Source organism: Streptomyces spirodelae (assembly GCF_017676385.1).
Taxonomy (GTDB): Bacteria; Actinomycetota; Actinomycetes; order Streptomycetales; family Streptomycetaceae; genus Streptomyces; species Streptomyces spirodelae.
In genome coordinates, this window is the sequence record NZ_JAFFZN010000018.1 from 115,793 (window position 1) to 131,095 (window position 15,303).

13 protein-coding genes are annotated in these 15,303 nt (G+C 74.0%); 9 read left to right on the forward strand and 4 right to left on the reverse strand.

Annotated features, from left to right (window positions below; all coding sequences use genetic code 11):
• The first annotated feature begins 137 nt into the window (after window positions 1–137).
• Window positions 138–1,346 carry a low temperature requirement protein A gene (locus tag JW592_RS19930; RefSeq protein WP_229376433.1) on the forward strand — a complete coding sequence of 403 codons (1,209 nt, stop codon included), beginning with the start codon at window positions 138–140 and terminating at the stop codon, window positions 1,344–1,346.
• A gap of 57 nt (window positions 1,347–1,403) precedes the next feature.
• On the opposite strand, the gene JW592_RS19935 is transcribed toward JW592_RS19930, so the two are convergent.
• The gene (locus JW592_RS19935; RefSeq protein WP_209266516.1) at window positions 1,404–2,048 is read right to left on the reverse strand and encodes a hypothetical protein; all 645 of its coding nucleotides are present in this window, start codon (window positions 2,046–2,048) and stop codon (window positions 1,404–1,406) included.
• 268 nt (window positions 2,049–2,316) lie between these two features.
• Between JW592_RS19935 and JW592_RS19940 the strand changes: the two genes are divergently transcribed.
• The gene (locus JW592_RS19940; protein ID WP_209266517.1) at window positions 2,317–3,750 is read left to right on the forward strand and encodes an MFS transporter; all 1,434 of its coding nucleotides are present in this window, start codon (window positions 2,317–2,319) and stop codon (window positions 3,748–3,750) included.
• Here JW592_RS19940 and JW592_RS19945 read toward each other — a convergent pair.
• Window positions 3,654–5,198, reverse strand: coding sequence for an MFS transporter (locus JW592_RS19945; protein WP_209266518.1), 1,545 nt, complete (start codon window positions 5,196–5,198; stop codon window positions 3,654–3,656). The genes JW592_RS19940 and JW592_RS19945 overlap by 97 nt on opposite strands.
• A gap of 184 nt (window positions 5,199–5,382) precedes the next feature.
• Entirely contained in the window at window positions 5,383–6,837 is a 1,455-nt protein-coding gene (locus tag JW592_RS19950; RefSeq protein ID WP_209266519.1) for a tetratricopeptide repeat protein, read from the reverse strand.
• A 464-nt stretch (window positions 6,838–7,301) separates the two neighbouring features.
• On the opposite strand from JW592_RS19950, the gene JW592_RS19955 reads away from it, so the two are divergent.
• Genes JW592_RS19955 through JW592_RS19985 form a run of 7 tightly spaced genes read left to right on the forward strand, consistent with a single transcriptional unit; the run spans window position 7,302 to window position 15,039 of the window.
• The gene (locus JW592_RS19955) at window positions 7,302–8,378 is read left to right on the forward strand and encodes an ACP S-malonyltransferase (protein WP_209266520.1); all 1,077 of its coding nucleotides are present in this window, start codon (window positions 7,302–7,304) and stop codon (window positions 8,376–8,378) included.
• On the forward strand, window positions 8,375–10,249 hold the full coding sequence (locus tag JW592_RS19960; protein ID WP_209266521.1) for an acyl-CoA dehydrogenase family protein: 1,875 nt from the start codon (window positions 8,375–8,377) through the stop codon (window positions 10,247–10,249). Before JW592_RS19955 ends, JW592_RS19960 begins: the two co-directional genes overlap by 4 nt.
• 59 nt (window positions 10,250–10,308) lie before the next feature.
• Complete coding sequence (locus tag JW592_RS19965; protein ID WP_307805477.1) at window positions 10,309–11,508, forward strand: 3-oxoacyl-ACP synthase III family protein; 1,200 nt, start codon at window positions 10,309–10,311, stop codon at window positions 11,506–11,508.
• Window positions 11,505–12,374, forward strand: coding sequence for an SDR family NAD(P)-dependent oxidoreductase (locus tag JW592_RS19970; protein ID WP_209266522.1), 870 nt, complete (start codon window positions 11,505–11,507; stop codon window positions 12,372–12,374). The genes JW592_RS19965 and JW592_RS19970 overlap by 4 nt, the downstream gene beginning before the upstream one ends.
• A gap of 3 nt (window positions 12,375–12,377) precedes the next feature.
• Window positions 12,378–13,541 (forward strand): beta-ketoacyl-ACP synthase III, encoded by a 1,164-nt coding sequence (locus JW592_RS19975; RefSeq protein WP_209266523.1) that lies wholly within the window; start codon window positions 12,378–12,380, stop codon window positions 13,539–13,541.
• A complete protein-coding gene (locus JW592_RS19980; RefSeq protein ID WP_209266524.1) occupies window positions 13,517–13,783 on the forward strand; it encodes an acyl carrier protein in 267 nt (88 codons plus the stop codon). Before JW592_RS19975 ends, JW592_RS19980 begins: the two co-directional genes overlap by 25 nt.
• 23 nt (window positions 13,784–13,806) lie before the next feature.
• The gene (locus JW592_RS19985) at window positions 13,807–15,039 is read left to right on the forward strand and encodes a beta-ketoacyl-[acyl-carrier-protein] synthase family protein (protein WP_209266556.1); all 1,233 of its coding nucleotides are present in this window, start codon (window positions 13,807–13,809) and stop codon (window positions 15,037–15,039) included.
• On the opposite strand, the gene JW592_RS19990 is transcribed toward JW592_RS19985, so the two are convergent.
• Window positions 15,020–15,223: a hypothetical protein gene (locus JW592_RS19990; protein WP_209266525.1), complete on the reverse strand. Its 204-nt coding sequence runs from the start codon at window positions 15,221–15,223 to the stop codon at window positions 15,020–15,022. The two genes, JW592_RS19985 and JW592_RS19990, sit on opposite strands and share 20 nt — an antisense overlap.
• Window positions 15,224–15,303 lie beyond the last annotated feature (80 nt).

Consider the following 15,303-nt stretch of genomic DNA (forward strand, 5'->3'; position numbering starts at 1 on the left):
GACCACCGTGATGCCGTCCCCAGCGTTTCGTACGCGCCGGGGACCGGCAGACCGGGTAGAAAGTGCGGTGCGGGGCCTGCCCCGGCTCCGGCATCGGCGCGGGCGACGCGCTGGCCACACGGCTGGAGAGGGCCGGGATGAGTGGAGACGACGGTCTCGCGGCGCGGACCGGACCCCTGCACCGGGCGATGCGGGCCCGGGACCCGGCGGAGGAGCACCGGAGCGCCACCCCGCTCGAGTTGCTGTTCGACCTCACGTTCGTGGTGGCGGTCTCGCAAGCCGCCGCGCAGCTCCACCACGCGCTGGCCGAGGGCCATGTGGGCGACGGGCTCATCGGATATGCCGCGGTCTTCTTCGCCGTCTGGTGGGCCTGGATGAACTTCACCTGGTTCGCCTCCGCCTACGACACCGACGACGTGCCCTACCGGCTGCTGACCCTGCTGCAGATGGCCGGGGTGCTGGTGCTGGCGGCGGGGGTCCCGGACGCGTTCCAGGACGGCGACTTCGCGGTCGTCGTGATCGGCTACGTCCTCATGCGCTTTGCGCTGATCGCCCAGTGGCTGCGGGCAGCAGCCGAGCACCCCGAAGGCCGTGGCACAGCGCTGCGGTACGCCGCGGGGATCACCGTGGTGCAGGCCGGGTGGATCGCCCGGCTGTGGACGACCGGCGGGTGGGCACCGGCCACCTTCGTGCTGCTGGTGGCCGCGGAGCTGGCCGTGCCCGCGTGGGCGGAGTTCCGCGGCGGCCGACCCACCACCTGGCACCCCCGGCACATCGCCGAGCGCTACGGGCTGTTCACCATCATCGTGCTGGGCGAGGTGATTCTCGCCAGTCTCACAGCCGTCCAGTCGGCGCTGAGCGACCACGGCCTGTCCGCCACCGTGCTGCTGATCGCCCTCGGCGGGCTGCTGCTCGTCTTCGCTCTGTGGTGGCTCTACTTCGCCGGCGGCGAGGCCGAACTGGCCACTCTGCGCACCGCCCTCACCTGGGGATACGGTCACTACGCGCTCTTCGCGGCGCTGGCAGCGCTCGGCTCCGGCCTGGAGGCCGCGCTGGACGTCGGCGAGCACCACGCACACCTGAGCGAGCAGTCCGCCGGGCTGGCCGTGGCCCTGCCCGTGGTGGCTGTACTGCTTCTGCTCGGGGCCGTGCACCGGCTGACCGGGGCCGGTGCCGTGGGCCACGGGCTGCTGGTGTCGGCCGGGGCGCTGGTGGTACTGGCGCTGGGATTCAGCCCCGCGCTGTTCGGGCTGGGCGGCGCCGTGTTCGCCATGGGCCTGGCCGTCGCCGCAACTCTGGCCGGGAACGTGGCGGCCCTCCGCCACCGGGCGCGCCTTCCGCGCTGACGGTGAACCGGCCAGGCGGTGCGCGACGGGCGCGACCCGCTGCCTGGTGTCCGGCCGCTACTTCTCCTGCTTCTCCCGGAGGACCTTGCCGGTCCTCACCTCGACCACCAACTGCGTCTGCGCCGCCTCGGCGTGCGCGCCCTCGACGACGGTCACCTGCCAGAGGTCCTCGCCCTTCTTGTTCTTGGTGGTCACCACGGAGTGCAGGTCCTGGTCCGGGTGCCGGGCGGCTGCCTTCCGTACGGCTTCCTCGACCGGGACCCGGAAGTCCTGGAGCTTGCCGGCGTTGTCGTCCGGCGTCGTGTCCTCGTGCCTGCCCGTGACCTTCTTGCCGTCGTCCGAGACGGAGACGTCCCACTCCGAGCCGCTCTCCTCCGCGACCTTGATCTCCCACTCCGGGATGCCCTCGTCGTCGTGCGTCACGTGGTACGCCGTGCTGCGGGGCAATGCGCGCTGTGCCGTCTCCAGCGCCGTCAGCCCGTGGCGGACGGACAGCGAGAAGCGCCGGGGCGAGGCACTCTCCGCCGGGGAGAAGGTGGGCGAAGCAGTCGCTGAGGCTTCGGCCCCGCCCGCGTACAGCCGGGAGTCCGAGCTCTGGCAGGCGGTCAGCGGGCCGAGGCCCAACAGCAGCGCGGCCGCACCCGCGAGGGCTGAGGCAGCGGTACCGGAAGAAGGCACGGATCGGTTTCGGCAGTTCGGCATGCCGCCCTCTGTACCACCGCGAGGCCCCTGCGGAACCTGTCGCAACGCGGGAACCCCGTGGGTGCCGGACAGCGCGCTCGGGTGATCACCACCGCCCGGACGAAGGATGTCCGCACCTGCGCTCCGTCGCCGCGTCCGGAGAGGGGAAGCGGAGGACGCATGAGCGCGTGCCCTGCCGCGATCGAGCTCCACAGCCGCCGAAGGCCAGGAAGGCGAAGGACCAAGGGCGACGGACGGGAAGGCGACGGAGAGAAAGGCCGGTGATCCGGTGAGGTGGATCCGCCGGCGGACCGAGCAGGCAGTGGAGTTGCTCGGCGGCCGGGAGCGCGCGCGGGCCGCCGCTGTACTGGCCGCCGTACTCGCGATGGACGGCGCCGACAAGGGCACGCTCTCGACGGCGGCGGGCGGCCTCAAGCGCTCCTTCGACCTGGGCAACACCGAGATCGGGCTGCTGGTCAGCGTCGTCGCGCTGTCGGCGGCCGTCTTCACCGTGCCCGTGGGGCTGCTGACCGACCGGGTGCGGCGCACCCGGCTGCTCACCATCAGCACGGCGCTGTGGGCGGTGGCCACCTTCTCGTCCGGCCTGGCCCCGTCCTACCTGTGGCTGCTCGCCTCGCGCGCCGCGCTGGGCGCCGTGACGGCGACGGCGGGTCCGACCGTCGCCTCGCTGACGGGCGACTTCTTCCCGGCCCGGAACCGCGCCCGGATGTACGGGTTCGTACTGGCCGGCGAGATGGTCGGCACCGGACTGGGGTTCGCGGCCTCCAGCGTGGTGGAGGACGTGCTGGGCTGGCGCTTCGCTTTCTGGTGGCTGGTCGTACCAGGAGCCGCCGTGGTGTGGGCTGTGGCGCGGCTTCCCGAGCCGCGCCGGGCCGGCCAGGTGCCCGTCGGAGCCGAACCGAGTGAGCGGACCGGGCCGACCGGGCAGGCCGCGGAGCGGGCGGGCGTCGAGCCGGACCCCTCCATGGTCCTGCGCTCCGACCCCCGTCGGGCCTCACGGTGGGCGTCGATCCGCTACATCTTGCGGGTGCGGACGAACCTGATCCTGATCGTCGCCTCCTCGCTCGGCTACTTCTACTTCACCGGGCTGCGCTCGTTCGCCACGCTCTTCGTCACCGACCACTTCGGGGTCAGCACGTCGTTCGCCGGCTTCCTGATCCTGGTGGTGGGCTCGGGCACGGTCATCGGCGTGCTCGTGGGCGGGCCGGTCGCCGACCGTCTGCTGCGGCGCGGCATGGTCAACAGCCGTGTACTGGTGCCCGTCGTATGTCTGGCGGGAGTGCCGCTGCTGGTCGCCCCCGCCCTGTACGTGAGGAGCGTGCTGATCGCGCTGCCGCTGCTGATCTGCGGCGCGGCCCTGCTCGGTGCGATCAACCCGCCTCTCGACGCGGCCCGGCTGGACATTCTCCATCCCTACATGTGGGGCACGGCCGAGGGGGTGCGGACCTTCCTGCGCACCCTCGGCGAGGCCGCAGCGCCCACCCTGTTCGGGTACGTCTCGGTGCACGCCTTCGCGGGCGGCGACGAGGGCCTGACCTACACCCTGATGGTCTTCCTCGCCACCCTGCTGGCCGCCGCTCTGCTGGGCCTCATCGCGCTGCGCACCTACCCGCGCGACGTGGCGACGGCCGCCGCGTCCCACCGGGCCATCTCCGGCCGGGCGGAATCCTCCGGCACCTCCGCGTCGGGCCCGCGCAGCTGACCCCGCGCCCCGGAGCCCGGCAGCAGCCACACGAGCAGCACGGAGGCGGCGGTGAGGGCGGCGGCGGTCAAGTAGGCGGCCGCGTACCCGTCGGCGAGCTGTCCGGGCCCTGGCCGGCCTGCGCCGTCGGCGGTCGCCCCGACCGAGACCGCACCGAGGACGGCGAGGCCCAGTGCTCCGCCGACCTGCCGCGAGGTGTTGACCAGCCCGGCGACCACTCCCGCCTCACGGGCCGCGGCGCCCGTCGTCGCAGCGTCGGTCAGCGGCGTCATCAGCAGGCCGATCCCGGTGGCCATCAGGACACCGGGGCCCAGAATCGTGCCGAGGAAGGTGCCGTCCGCCGACAGCACCAGGCCCTGCCAGCCGAATCCGGCCGTGGTCACCAACCCGCCGACGGCCACCATCGTGCGGGTGCCGAACCGTGCCATCAGCCTGGGTGTCACCTTGGAGCCGACGATGACGCCCGCGGTGTGCGGCAGGAAGGAGACGCCCGCGCGGACGGGGGAGTAGTCGAGCACGTTCTGCATGTAGAGCGAGAGGAAATACCACATCGCGAAGGCGCCCGTCATGGCAACGAATGTGACCACGTTCCCCGCGGCGACAGCGCGCAGCCTGAACAGGCGCAGCGGCACCAGCGGTTCGGTCGTGCGCGCCTCGACCGCGACGAAAGCGCCGAGCGCGAGCAGCCCGCCCACGAGCGGTACCAGGACATCGGCGGAGCCCCACGGGTGCGACTCGGTCCGGCCGATGCCGTACGCCAGAGCGGCGACGCCCACGGTCACCAGCGCCGCACCCGGCAGGTCCAGCCCCCGGCGGCCCGCCCTGTGGTGCTGCTCGTGCAGCCCGAACAGCACCACGGCGACGACCAGCGCTCCGACGGGCACGTTGACCAGCAGCACCCACCGCCAGGACAGCAGATCCGTCAGCAGCCCGCCGACCAGGCCACCGGTCGCACCGCCCGCCGTACCCACGGCCGCCCAGGTGGCGATCGCCCGGGTCCGTGCGGGTCCTTCAGGGAAGGTGGAGGTCAGCAGGGAGAGAGTGACGGGCGCGAGGATGGCGGCGCCGATCCCCTGTACGGCGCGAGCGGCGATGAGTGTCTGCGCCTCCTGTGCAAGTCCGCCCGCGAGGCTCGCGGCGGTGAACAGGCCGAGCCCCACCAGGTAGACGGGTTTCCGGCCGAAGATGTCGGCGGCGCGCCCGCCCAGCAGCAGGAAGCCCGCGAAGGTCAGCGCATAGGCGTTCACGACCCACTGCAGCGTGCTGCTGCTGAGCGCGAGCCCCGCGCGGATGCTGGGCAGTGCGACGTTGACCACGGACACGTCGAGGACGACGAGGAACTGGCCGATGCTGGAGGCCAGCACGACCGCCCAGAGCCGGACGGCGCGCCCCGAGCCCGGGTCCTTGCCGGGAGCGGCGCTCGATGACAGCGATGATTCGGAGAGCATGGCAGCCATCCTGTGCGCCCCGGCCACCCGCGGGCATCGGAACAAGGTCCCACCTGTCCGCGCACTTTGGGCCTAGGCCGCACGACGGGGGCCTGGCGCCTCGGGTCGTCGGCGGGCCGGATCGCCTGCGGTCACGCGGCCGTGGTCCGGTCGCGTGGCTGTGGTCCGGTCGTGCGGCCGCGGTCTAGGGGACACTGCCGGAGCCTGCGGGGCGGGAGTGTGTCAGGCGGGCCAGCTGGTCACGGACCCCGCGGGCCTGGGGGTGCCTGCGGTAGGGCGCGAGGACGCGGCGGAGGGCGGTCAGGGTGGAGGTCGTACGACGGGAGGCGGTGTACGGGTAGTGGGCCAGGGCACGCGTGCACTGGTCGAGGGCGGCCTCCAGTTCGCCGAGGGCAAGCAGGATCTCCGCCAGCCGCGCGTGGGTGAGGACGAGCGCTATGTGGTGTGCCGGGGGGCGGACGGCCAGCGACTCCTGGAACGCGGCGGCGGCCTGCGCGCGGTCGCCCAGGGACAGCAGGGTCTCGCCGCGCTGGTAGTGGAACGCCGTCGTCGGATACCGCGTGAAGGGCTCGAGGGGATCGTCGGCCGCTTCGCGCCGGGGCTCGGTGTCGTGGTACCGCTCGGCGGCCAGCAGATCCGCGAGCGCCGCGCTCCGCTCGTCGCCGCAGGCCCGCACCAGCGCGCGCCCCGCGTACAGATACGTCCGCACATGGCTGCTCGGGGTGGACGCCGCGGTCTCCAGAGCCAGTTGTGACCACTGCTGCGCGTGTGGCAGGTCGTCCAGGCGCAGCGCCAGTACGGCCATGGTGCGCAGGGTGATGGCGTAGACGTTCCGGTCGTCGGCCCGGTGTGCCAGGTCGAGGGCGGCCCGGTAGCAGTGGTAGCCGAGATTCGGCAGTCCGGAGTCGGCGGCCATCGTGCCCAGCAGGTGCATCAGGCAGGCGCTGCCGGTCAGCACGGCTGGATCGGCCGGCCCGGCCGTTCCGCTGCCGGGGGATGCGGTCAGGCGCTGGGCGACGTCGTCGGCGACGTAGGCGCCCAGCGCGGAACGCGCGTGCGCGCCACCGTACTTGGCTGCCAGCTCGGCGAAGACGGTGACCATGTCGGCCAGCCGCGCGTCGGCGCCCGCCGACTCGCCCTGTGCTGCGCCGCCCTGTGCTGGGCCGCCGTGCGCTGAGCCTGACTGCGCCGTGCCGGGCTGCCGACCGGGGGGTGGCTCGTCGGCGGGCGGCCAGGCGGGCAGCCGGACGTCGACGGCGGTGAACATCTCCCGATTGAGCGCCAGCCGCCGCGCCGGGTCGGCGTCGGCGGCGCACAGCGCGGTGAGCCGTTCCACCGGATCGCTGGTCCCCAGCACCGCTTCGGCCGAGGCCCCGGCGGTCGTGCTGCTTTCCAGCCCGGTCTCGCTGACGCGCACCGGGCGGCCGAGGCGCCGCCCGAACACCTGGGCCACCAGGCCCGGGACCGGTGGGCGCGGCCGGGAGCCCTCCAGCCAGTGGGCGACGGCCGTCCGGTCGTAGCGCAGCCGCAGCCCGTACTTGGTCCCCAGAGCGTTGACCGCGCGCGCCAGTTCGCCCGCGCTCCATCCGGACTCCGCCAGCAGGGCGGCGAGTTGGCGGTTCGGCCCGCGAGGTCCCATGGGAGTCTCCCGCTCACTCCGCCCGGTCACGCAGGCCCGGGGCTTCCGGCGGACACAGGGGTCCAGGGTTTTCAACGCGTTCACGCCTTGGTGACCGAAACCGGTCAGCACCGTGCCCGTGCTTGTGTTTCGGTGGAGACATACCCCGGCGAAGCCCTTCCCACATGGGGGAGGGGCAGTTTCGGACTGTACTCACGGGGTGCCATGGCGCGGCGTTGCCGGTGGGTCTGCTGGTGCCGCTCCGCGGGCGACACCAGGGCGCCGACCGCCGGGGCGCACCGCCGCACCGCAGGTCGCGGCGGCCGACCGGCACCCGGCCGCCCGGCGAGGAGCCGACGGCGTGCCCCGTCGCGAAAAAGGCCAGAACACGCCCCCGCCGACGAGGACGCGCCGCCGTTCCCGTCAACACGGTCAACAGCACACCTCACACGCCTCAGTCCCCCAGGCGAGAAGGAGACAGGAATATGCCGCGAGCATACGACCGGCCCGGGTTACCACCGGCGCCCTGGGCGCCGCCGGCCGAGACCATCCATCTGTTCCCCGGGCAGGGGGACTTCGCCGTCTCCCCGCTGGTACGCGCTGTGCGCGCCCACCCCGTGGTGCGCACAGCCGTCGCCGAGGTGTTCGCCCAGGTCGACGAGGTGAGCGCCGCGTACGGGATTCCGGCGCTCGGGCCCGCGCTGCTGGGTGACACACCGCCGAGCGGCCGGACGCTGGCCGCCGGGCCCGTGGGCACACCGCAGGTCGCGCTGTTCGGCGCCTCCATGGCGCTCCACCGGGCGCTGTGCGCGGTCGGCGCGGCACCCAGGCGGATGGTCGCCGTCAGCTTCGGGGAGATCGCCGCGCTCACGGCGGCGGGTGTCTTCGCCGTGCCCGACGGCACCCACCTCGCCTGCAGGCTCTCCCGCTGGCTGAGCCGCTGCCGGGGCGGGATGACGGTGCTGGCGACGGGGATCGACGAGGCGGAGCGGCTGATCACTGCGGTCGCGGCCCGGAAGGTGGCCGTGGCCTGCGTCAACGACCCGGGAGAAACCGTCCTCAGCGGCCCGGTCCGGGAACTCGACCAGGTGGAGGAGCGGGCCGCTGAGCACGGCGTCGGCACCGCCCGGCTCCGGCTGCCCTTCTCCTCCCACCACCCGTCGCTCACCACCCAGGCCGAGGGGTTCGCGGCGGCGATCCGCACCCTGCCCGCACGCCCGGCCCACACCCCGGTCCACTCGACCGTGCGCGGTGGACCGTATGGCAGGGGCGACGACGTGTACGCGGGCCTGGCCGCCTGCCTGACGAGCCCGGCCCGGCTGCCCGCCGTGCTCGACCGGGCGGTGGCCCACGGCCCCGCGCTGCTCCTGGAGTGCGGCACCGGACAGGCCCTCACCCGCAGCGCCCGGCGCGTCCTGGCGCACCGGGACGACATCGCGGCGTACAGCCCGCTCAACTCCCCGGACTTCCCCTGGGAGCGCCCGGACCGCCTGCACCGGGCCGCAGCGCCGGGGGAAGCTCCCGGAACAGCGCACCGTCAGCCGCAGGGGGAGATCGCGTGACCCGGCCCGCAACCGACCCGCCGGCCACCGCACCCGCCCCGCCCCAGCCCTTCACCGACCCTCTGCGGACGCCCCGGGCACAGCGCATCGCCGAGGCGCTCGGCCCCGTCCGCCCTCCCGAACCGGGGGAGAGCACGAGCCGGAACCAGCTGACCCACCATGCGCTGGCGCGGCTGGCCGCGGTGCTGCCGCCGGCCCGCCAACTTCTGCACGACCGCAGCCTGTTGGCGGAGCTGAGTGCCTGCACGGCACTGATGGACCCGGCACTGTACATGACGGTCGTCAACCACTACTTCCTGTGCCTGGGCTCCGTCGTCGCCTCGGCCGACGAGCGGCAGCAGGCCGCACCGGAGCTCGCGCGGGTGGTGGAGGAGCTGGAGAGCGGCCGGCGAAAGGGGGTCTTCCTGGTCACCGAGATCGGCGACGCCACCAGCCATCTGGCCCTCCGCACCACCGCCGAGTTCGACCCGCGGAACCGCGAGTTCGTGCTGACCACGCCCGACCCCGGGGCTGCCAAGTGCTCCGCCGTCGGAACGCCGGGCAGCGCGCAGTCGGCCGTGGTGTGCGCCCGGCTGCGGGTGGGCGGCAGGGACCACGGCGTCCACCCCTTCCTGGTCGACCTGTGCGACGAGCGGCGCACCGCCCCCGGGGTCTCCCTCTCGGGCGCGCTCGGCGCGGAGACGCTGCCGCTGGAGTACGCGCTGGTGCGGTTCGAGGGAGCGAGGCTGCCCTACGACCGCTGGCTGCGCGGCGAAGCCCGGATCGACGCCGACGGCGCATTCCGCGACCCCCACGGCGACCCCGGCCGCGCGCTGCAGCGCACCCTGGACGTCGGCAGGGCGCTGTGGGCGACGGTACCGTCGGCCGCCGCCGCGACAGCCCGCGCCTCCGCCGCCTCGACGCTGCGCCATTCCCGGCACCGGCGCTCGCACGGCCGGCTCGCCCCCGAAGCCCCCGTGCTGTCCTACAGCACCCAACAGCGCGCGGTGCTCGGGGCGCTGGCGGAAGCGTTCGCGCTCGACTGCGCCTCCCGGACCGCGCTGGACATCTGGCAGCAGTCGGAGAAGGCCCGGACCGACCCGAACGCCTCACCCACGACGGAGACGGCGTTCTCCCCGTGGGCGGCGGTCGACCGCCGGCTGTCCGCCTTCAAGGCGCTGGCGGTGGCCGGCGCGGTCCGGGTCACGGCCGAGTGCAGGCGTCGCTGCGGACTCGCCGGGCACCTCACCGTCAACCGGCTCAGTGGCTACGCCGGTCTGGCGGAGGCATTCGGCGCGGCCGGGGGCGACAACCAGCTGATCCTCCTGGACATCGGCCGCGCCCTGGCGGAGGAGGAAGCGCCCGCACCCGCCGACGGCACATCCCGTCCTGCCGGCACCGATGACCCCGCCTGGTGGCTGTGGACCGTCAGCGCGCTGGAACAGCGGCTGACAGCCGGACTCCGGGCCGCGCTCGACGAGCGCCGTCAGCGGGCCCCGGAGGGTATGGACCTGTGGAACCCGCTGCTGGAACAGGCCCGGCAACTCGGCGAGGTCCACACGCTCCGGCTCGCCGCGCAGTCCGTGGCCGACGCGACCCGCACGGCAGACGACACCGACCCGGCCGCAGCCGCTCTGGCCGCCTTGTACGGGACCGGTCAGGCGCTGCGGCTGGCCGGACCGCTGCTGTGGACCGGTGTGCTCTCGCCCGGGGCGGCCGCCGTTCTGGAGGCGGCCGCGGACCGCCAGTGCGCGCGGCTCATGTCCTCCCTCGACACATTGACGGCCAGGCTCGCCCCGCCGAACGCACTTGTCCCTGTCCCGCTGGCCGCCTCCGACTACGCGGCCGCGCTCGCCGCCACCGCCGACCGAACCCCCGGAGGATGCTCGTGACCGGCAGCTTTTCCCATTCCAACGCGTCTTCTGACGTGACTGCCTCGACCGCTGACCCGATTTCCGACCCCACTGCTGTCGCCGACTCCGACGGGGCGTCGGGCATCGGTGTCCTGGGCATGGGCACCTACCTGCCCACGCGGCAGCGCTCCAACGACGAGGTCGCCCGTGCGATCGGTGTCAGCCCCGACTGGATCGTGGAACGCACAGGGGTGCGCAAGCGCCACGAGGCAGCACCGGACGAGGCCGCCTCCGACATGGCGGCCGCCGCCGTGCGCTCCGCCGTGGCGGCGGCCGGACTCGACCCGGACCAGCTCGACCTGCTGGTGCTGGCCACCTCGACGCCCGACGAACTCGGTCCGGCCACGGCGTGCCGCGTCCAGGCCCTCACCAAGGCACGCAACGCCGTCGCCCTCGATGTCGGCGCCGCCTGCTCGGGCTGGCTGTTCGCCACCCGCTTCGCACACGACTATCTGCGCGCGGACGCCGGTTCCCGCTACGCGGCGGTGGTCGGCGTGGAGGCGTACTCGAAGTTCCTCGACCCCGCCGACCGTGCCACCGCCGTGCTGTTCGCCGACGGCGCCGCCGCTTCCGTGCTGGGCCCGGTACCGGCGGGGGAGGGGTTCACCGACTTCCACCTCGGCTCCGACGGTGCCCTCGCTGATCATGTACTGATCCCGGCGGGCGGGAGCCGCGCACCCGCCGACGCCGGCACAGTCGCCGACGGGCGGCACACCATCCGGATGGACGGGCGTGCCGTGCGGGACTTCATCGTCGAGATGTTCCCCCTCGTCGTCTCCGACAGCCTCACCCGCAACCGGCTGCGCGCCGAGGACATCGACGCCTTCGTCACCCACCAGCCCAACCCCCGGATGCTGCGCTCCGTCGGCACGTCGCTGGGTATCCCGCCCGGTCGGCTGCCGATCGTCGCGGACGAGGTGGGCAACATCGGCGCGGCCTCGACGCCCTACGCACTGGCTGCGGCTGCCGTCGACGGCCTGCTGCGGCGCGGGGACCGCGTCCTCCTCGCCACCTTCGGCGCCGGGATGACGTGGGGCAGCGCACTGCTCACCTGGAGCGGAGCCCCCGTCATTCGTACCGCCCCCACTGCCGCGTCAGCCGCGGCCGCCCCCGCGGCAGAAGCCACCGGCTGTCCGGCCGGGACCGCAGAAGCCGCCGGGACCGCAGAACCTGCCGAGACCGCAGAAGCCGCCGTATCCGCCGTATCCGCCGTATCCGCCGAAAGGAGCGCGCGATGAACAGCACGCCCCGCACCGACTCCCTGACGACAGCCGAAGCCTTCCGGCTCGACGGCGCCCGCGCCCTGGTGACCGGAGCGTCACGCGGCATCGGACGCGCCGTTGCCCTCGCGCTCGCCGACGCCGGTGCCGACCTGGCGCTCTCGGCCCGCAGCGAGGCGGCGCTGAAGGACACCGCCGACCAGATCGCCCACCGGGGACGGAAAGCCGTCCCGGTGCCCGGCGACTTCACGGAGGCCACCGCTGCGGGCGGCGTGGTGGACGAGGCGGCAGCGGCGCTGGGCGGCCTCGACGTCGTCGTCCACAACGCCGGCATCCTGCCCACCGAGCCCGACGGCGCACCGCGGCTCGCCCCTCTCCAGCACACCACCCAAGAGGACTGGGACCGGGTGGTGACCGTCAACCTCAACGCCACTGCCGCGCTGTGCCGACGCGTCCACCCGCACCTGGCCGCCTCGACCAGGGCGAGCCTGGTGCTGATGTCCTCGGTCGCCGGAGCGGTGGGCACCCCCATGATGGACGCCTACGCGGCGACCAAGGCGGCCCAGATCTCCCTCGCCCGCAGTCTGGCCACCGGCTGGGCGCGCGAGGGCATCCGCGTCAACGCGCTGTGCCCGGGATGGACCCGCACCGACATGACCTCGTTCGCCGCCGAGGCCGCGCCGCTGTCCGACTGGCTGATGGCGCACGTCCCGCTGGGCCGGTGGGCCGAACCGGAAGAAGCCGCCTGGGCGGCCCTGTATCTGGCCTCGCCCGCGGCCGCCTTCCTGACCGGTCAGGCGCTGCTGCTGGACGGAGGGCTGTCGGTGCCCGACGGAGGACTCGCCGGTATCCCCAAGCCCGCCTCACCGTTCGCCGGGGTGTGACCGGTGACGTCCAGTACCGCCCCACAAGCCGGGCGCACCACCGTCGTCTGCGGCATCGGCGCTTCGCTGCCCGAGCAGGTGCGCAGCAACGCCGATGTGACGCGGGACGGCGCGCTCGCCACTACCGACGAGTGGATCCGCTCCCGTACCGGCATCGCCCACCGCCGCCGCGCCGGACCCGGCGTCGCCACCGGTGACCTGGCCGTGGCGGCCGGCCGGGCCGCGCTGGAATCCGCCGCCGGAGCCCGCCCGGACCTGCTGGTCGTCGCCACCACCACGCCGGACCGGCGCTGCCCGGCCACCGCGCCCGAAGTCGCCCACCAGCTGGGCCTGGGAACCGTCGCCGCCTTCGACCTGGCGGCTGTCTGCTCCGGATTCGTCTACGCCACCGCCGTTGCCACCGGGCTGGTCCGCTCCGGGATGTGTGAACGGCCGCTGGTCGTCGGCGCCGAGACGTACTCGAGCATCGTGGACCCGCAGGACCGGGACACCGCCGTCGTCTTCGGCGACGGCGCCGGAGCCGTACTGCTGCGTGCCGGGGAGCGGGGAGAGCCGGGCGAGGTGATCGCCTGGGACCTGGGCGCTGACGGATCGGGTAGCGACCTCATCGCCATCGCGGCGGGCGGCTCCGGCACACCCGACACCGGGACCCGGCCCCCGCGCGCCCACCGGTACCTGCGCATGCGCGGACGCGAGGTCTACGCGCACGCGGTGCGGCGGATGACCCAGTCGTCCCGCACCGCGCTGCGCCTGGCCGGGTGGGAACCCTCGTTGCTCGGCGCGTTCATCGGCCACCAGGCCAACCAGCGCATCCTGGACACGGTCGGCGACCGGCTCGGCATCGCACCCGAGCACCGGTTCGGCAACATCCGAGACGTCGGCAACACCGCGGCAGCCTCCGTCCCCCTGGCGCTGGCCGACACGGCGGAGCGTGGCCTGGTACGGCCGGGCACGCCCACCCTGCTGACCGCCTTCGGCGGCGGTCTCACCTGGGGGTCGATCGCCCTCACCTGGCCCGCGGCCCGCGCCTGCGCCGACTCCCCGCGCGGAACCCGAGAGCAGGAGCGCCAGCCGGAACAACACCAGCCGGAACACCAGCAACCCGAACACCAGCAACCGCAGCGACGACGAAAGGAAGACCCATGGACCCTGTCCACACCTACGTGACCACCGTGCTCACCGACAAGTTCGAAGTGCCCTCCGACGAGGTGCGGCCCGGGGTGACCCTCACCGAACTGGGGCTGGACTCGCTGGCCGTCACCGAGCTCCTCGTCACCGTCCAGGAGCACTACGGCACCGGCGCGCCGGACGACGCGGTCACGGGTGAGGCCACGCCGGAGGACGTCGTCGCGCTGGTCCATGAACTGCTGGGCGAGACGCAGCCCGTGGGACAGATGGGGGAGGAGTGACCGGCGTACGTACCGACCGGGCGATGGCCGTCACCGGCGTCGGCCTGATGACACCGGCAGGGGTGGGTACCGAGGAGACCTGGCAGCGGATCTGCTCCGGCCGGCCCGTCGCCGCCGACGACCCCGAACTGGCCGCAGCCCCTGTCACGCTCTCCTGCCGGGTGACCGGGTTCGATCCGCGCACCCACCTGGACGGGCCGCGGCCCTGGCGCCACGACAGGTTCACCCAGTTCGCCCTGGCGGCGGCCGGCGAAGCGGTGCGTGACGCCGCCTTGGACCCGCACGGCTGGGACGGCGCCAGGGTCGCGGTGGTACTGGGCTCCGCCGCGGGCGGGGTCGGCAGCTACGAGGAACAGCACCACAAGCTGTCGACCGTCGGTCAGGGCGCGGTCTCGCCGCTCACCCTGCCCGCCTTCCTGCCGAACATGGCCGCGGGCCAGCTCGCCATCGACCTGGGCATCCACGGGCCCGTACTGCACACCGCCACCGCCTGTGCCTCCGGCGCGACCGCGCTGGCCACCGCCGCCATGCTGCTGGACAGCGACGCCTGCGACATCGCCGTGGCCGGCGGCAGCGACGCGATGGTGACGCCCCTGTGCGCGACGGCGTTCGCCCGGGCGGGAGCCCTCGCCCGGCGCGGTGACGACCCGGCTGGTGCCTCCCGCCCCTTCGACACCGACCGGGACGGCTTCGTCCTCGGCGAGGGTGCCGGGGTGCTGGTCCTGGAGCGTGCCGCGGACGCGACCGCACGGCGCGCGCCGGTCCGTGCCCTGCTCGCGGGGCACGGCTCGACGACCGACGCCCACCACGCCGTCGCGCCCCGGCCGGACGGCCGCTGGCTGCGGGATGCCGTGGAACAGGCCCTGGCGCGGGCCGGCGCCGCTCGCGGGGACGTGGACCACGTCAACGCGCACGGCACCGGAACCCCGCTCAACGACCGCACCGAGGCGGCCGTGCTGCGCGAGCTGTTCGGCTCCAACGGTCCGGCCGTCACCTCGGCCAAAGGGGTCATCGGCCACACCATGGGCGCGGCCGGTGCGGTGGAGGCGGCACTCACCGTGCTGACCGTGCAGCGGCAGACCGTGCCACCGACCGCGAACTTCCACACGCCCGACGCGGGCACCTCGGACATCGACGTGGTGTGCGGGGCCGCCCGGCCGTGCTCCGTGGAGCTGGCCGTCAGCAACTCCTGCGGCTTCGGCGGGCACAACGTGGTGCTGGCGTTCGCTCCGGCGGCTACCGCTCGCGGGGGGTGACAGAGCCGGGGCCGCACGGACGGCCCGGGCGCGACGGTGCGGGGGTGCCGGCGCCGTCCGGCCCGGTGGCGGTGTGAGCCGCCACCGGGCCGGGCTCCGGCTGAGGCCCGGACGAGCCGCCCGGTGCGGAGCCGTCGCCGCCGACGGCGCGTGCGGCGAGTGCGTAGTGCTCGGGATCGGTCATGACCGAACCGATACCTCGCCGGGCCGCCGGTACGACAGGTACGCCCGGAAGACCACCCGTGCGGTGGCCGTGACGTGGGA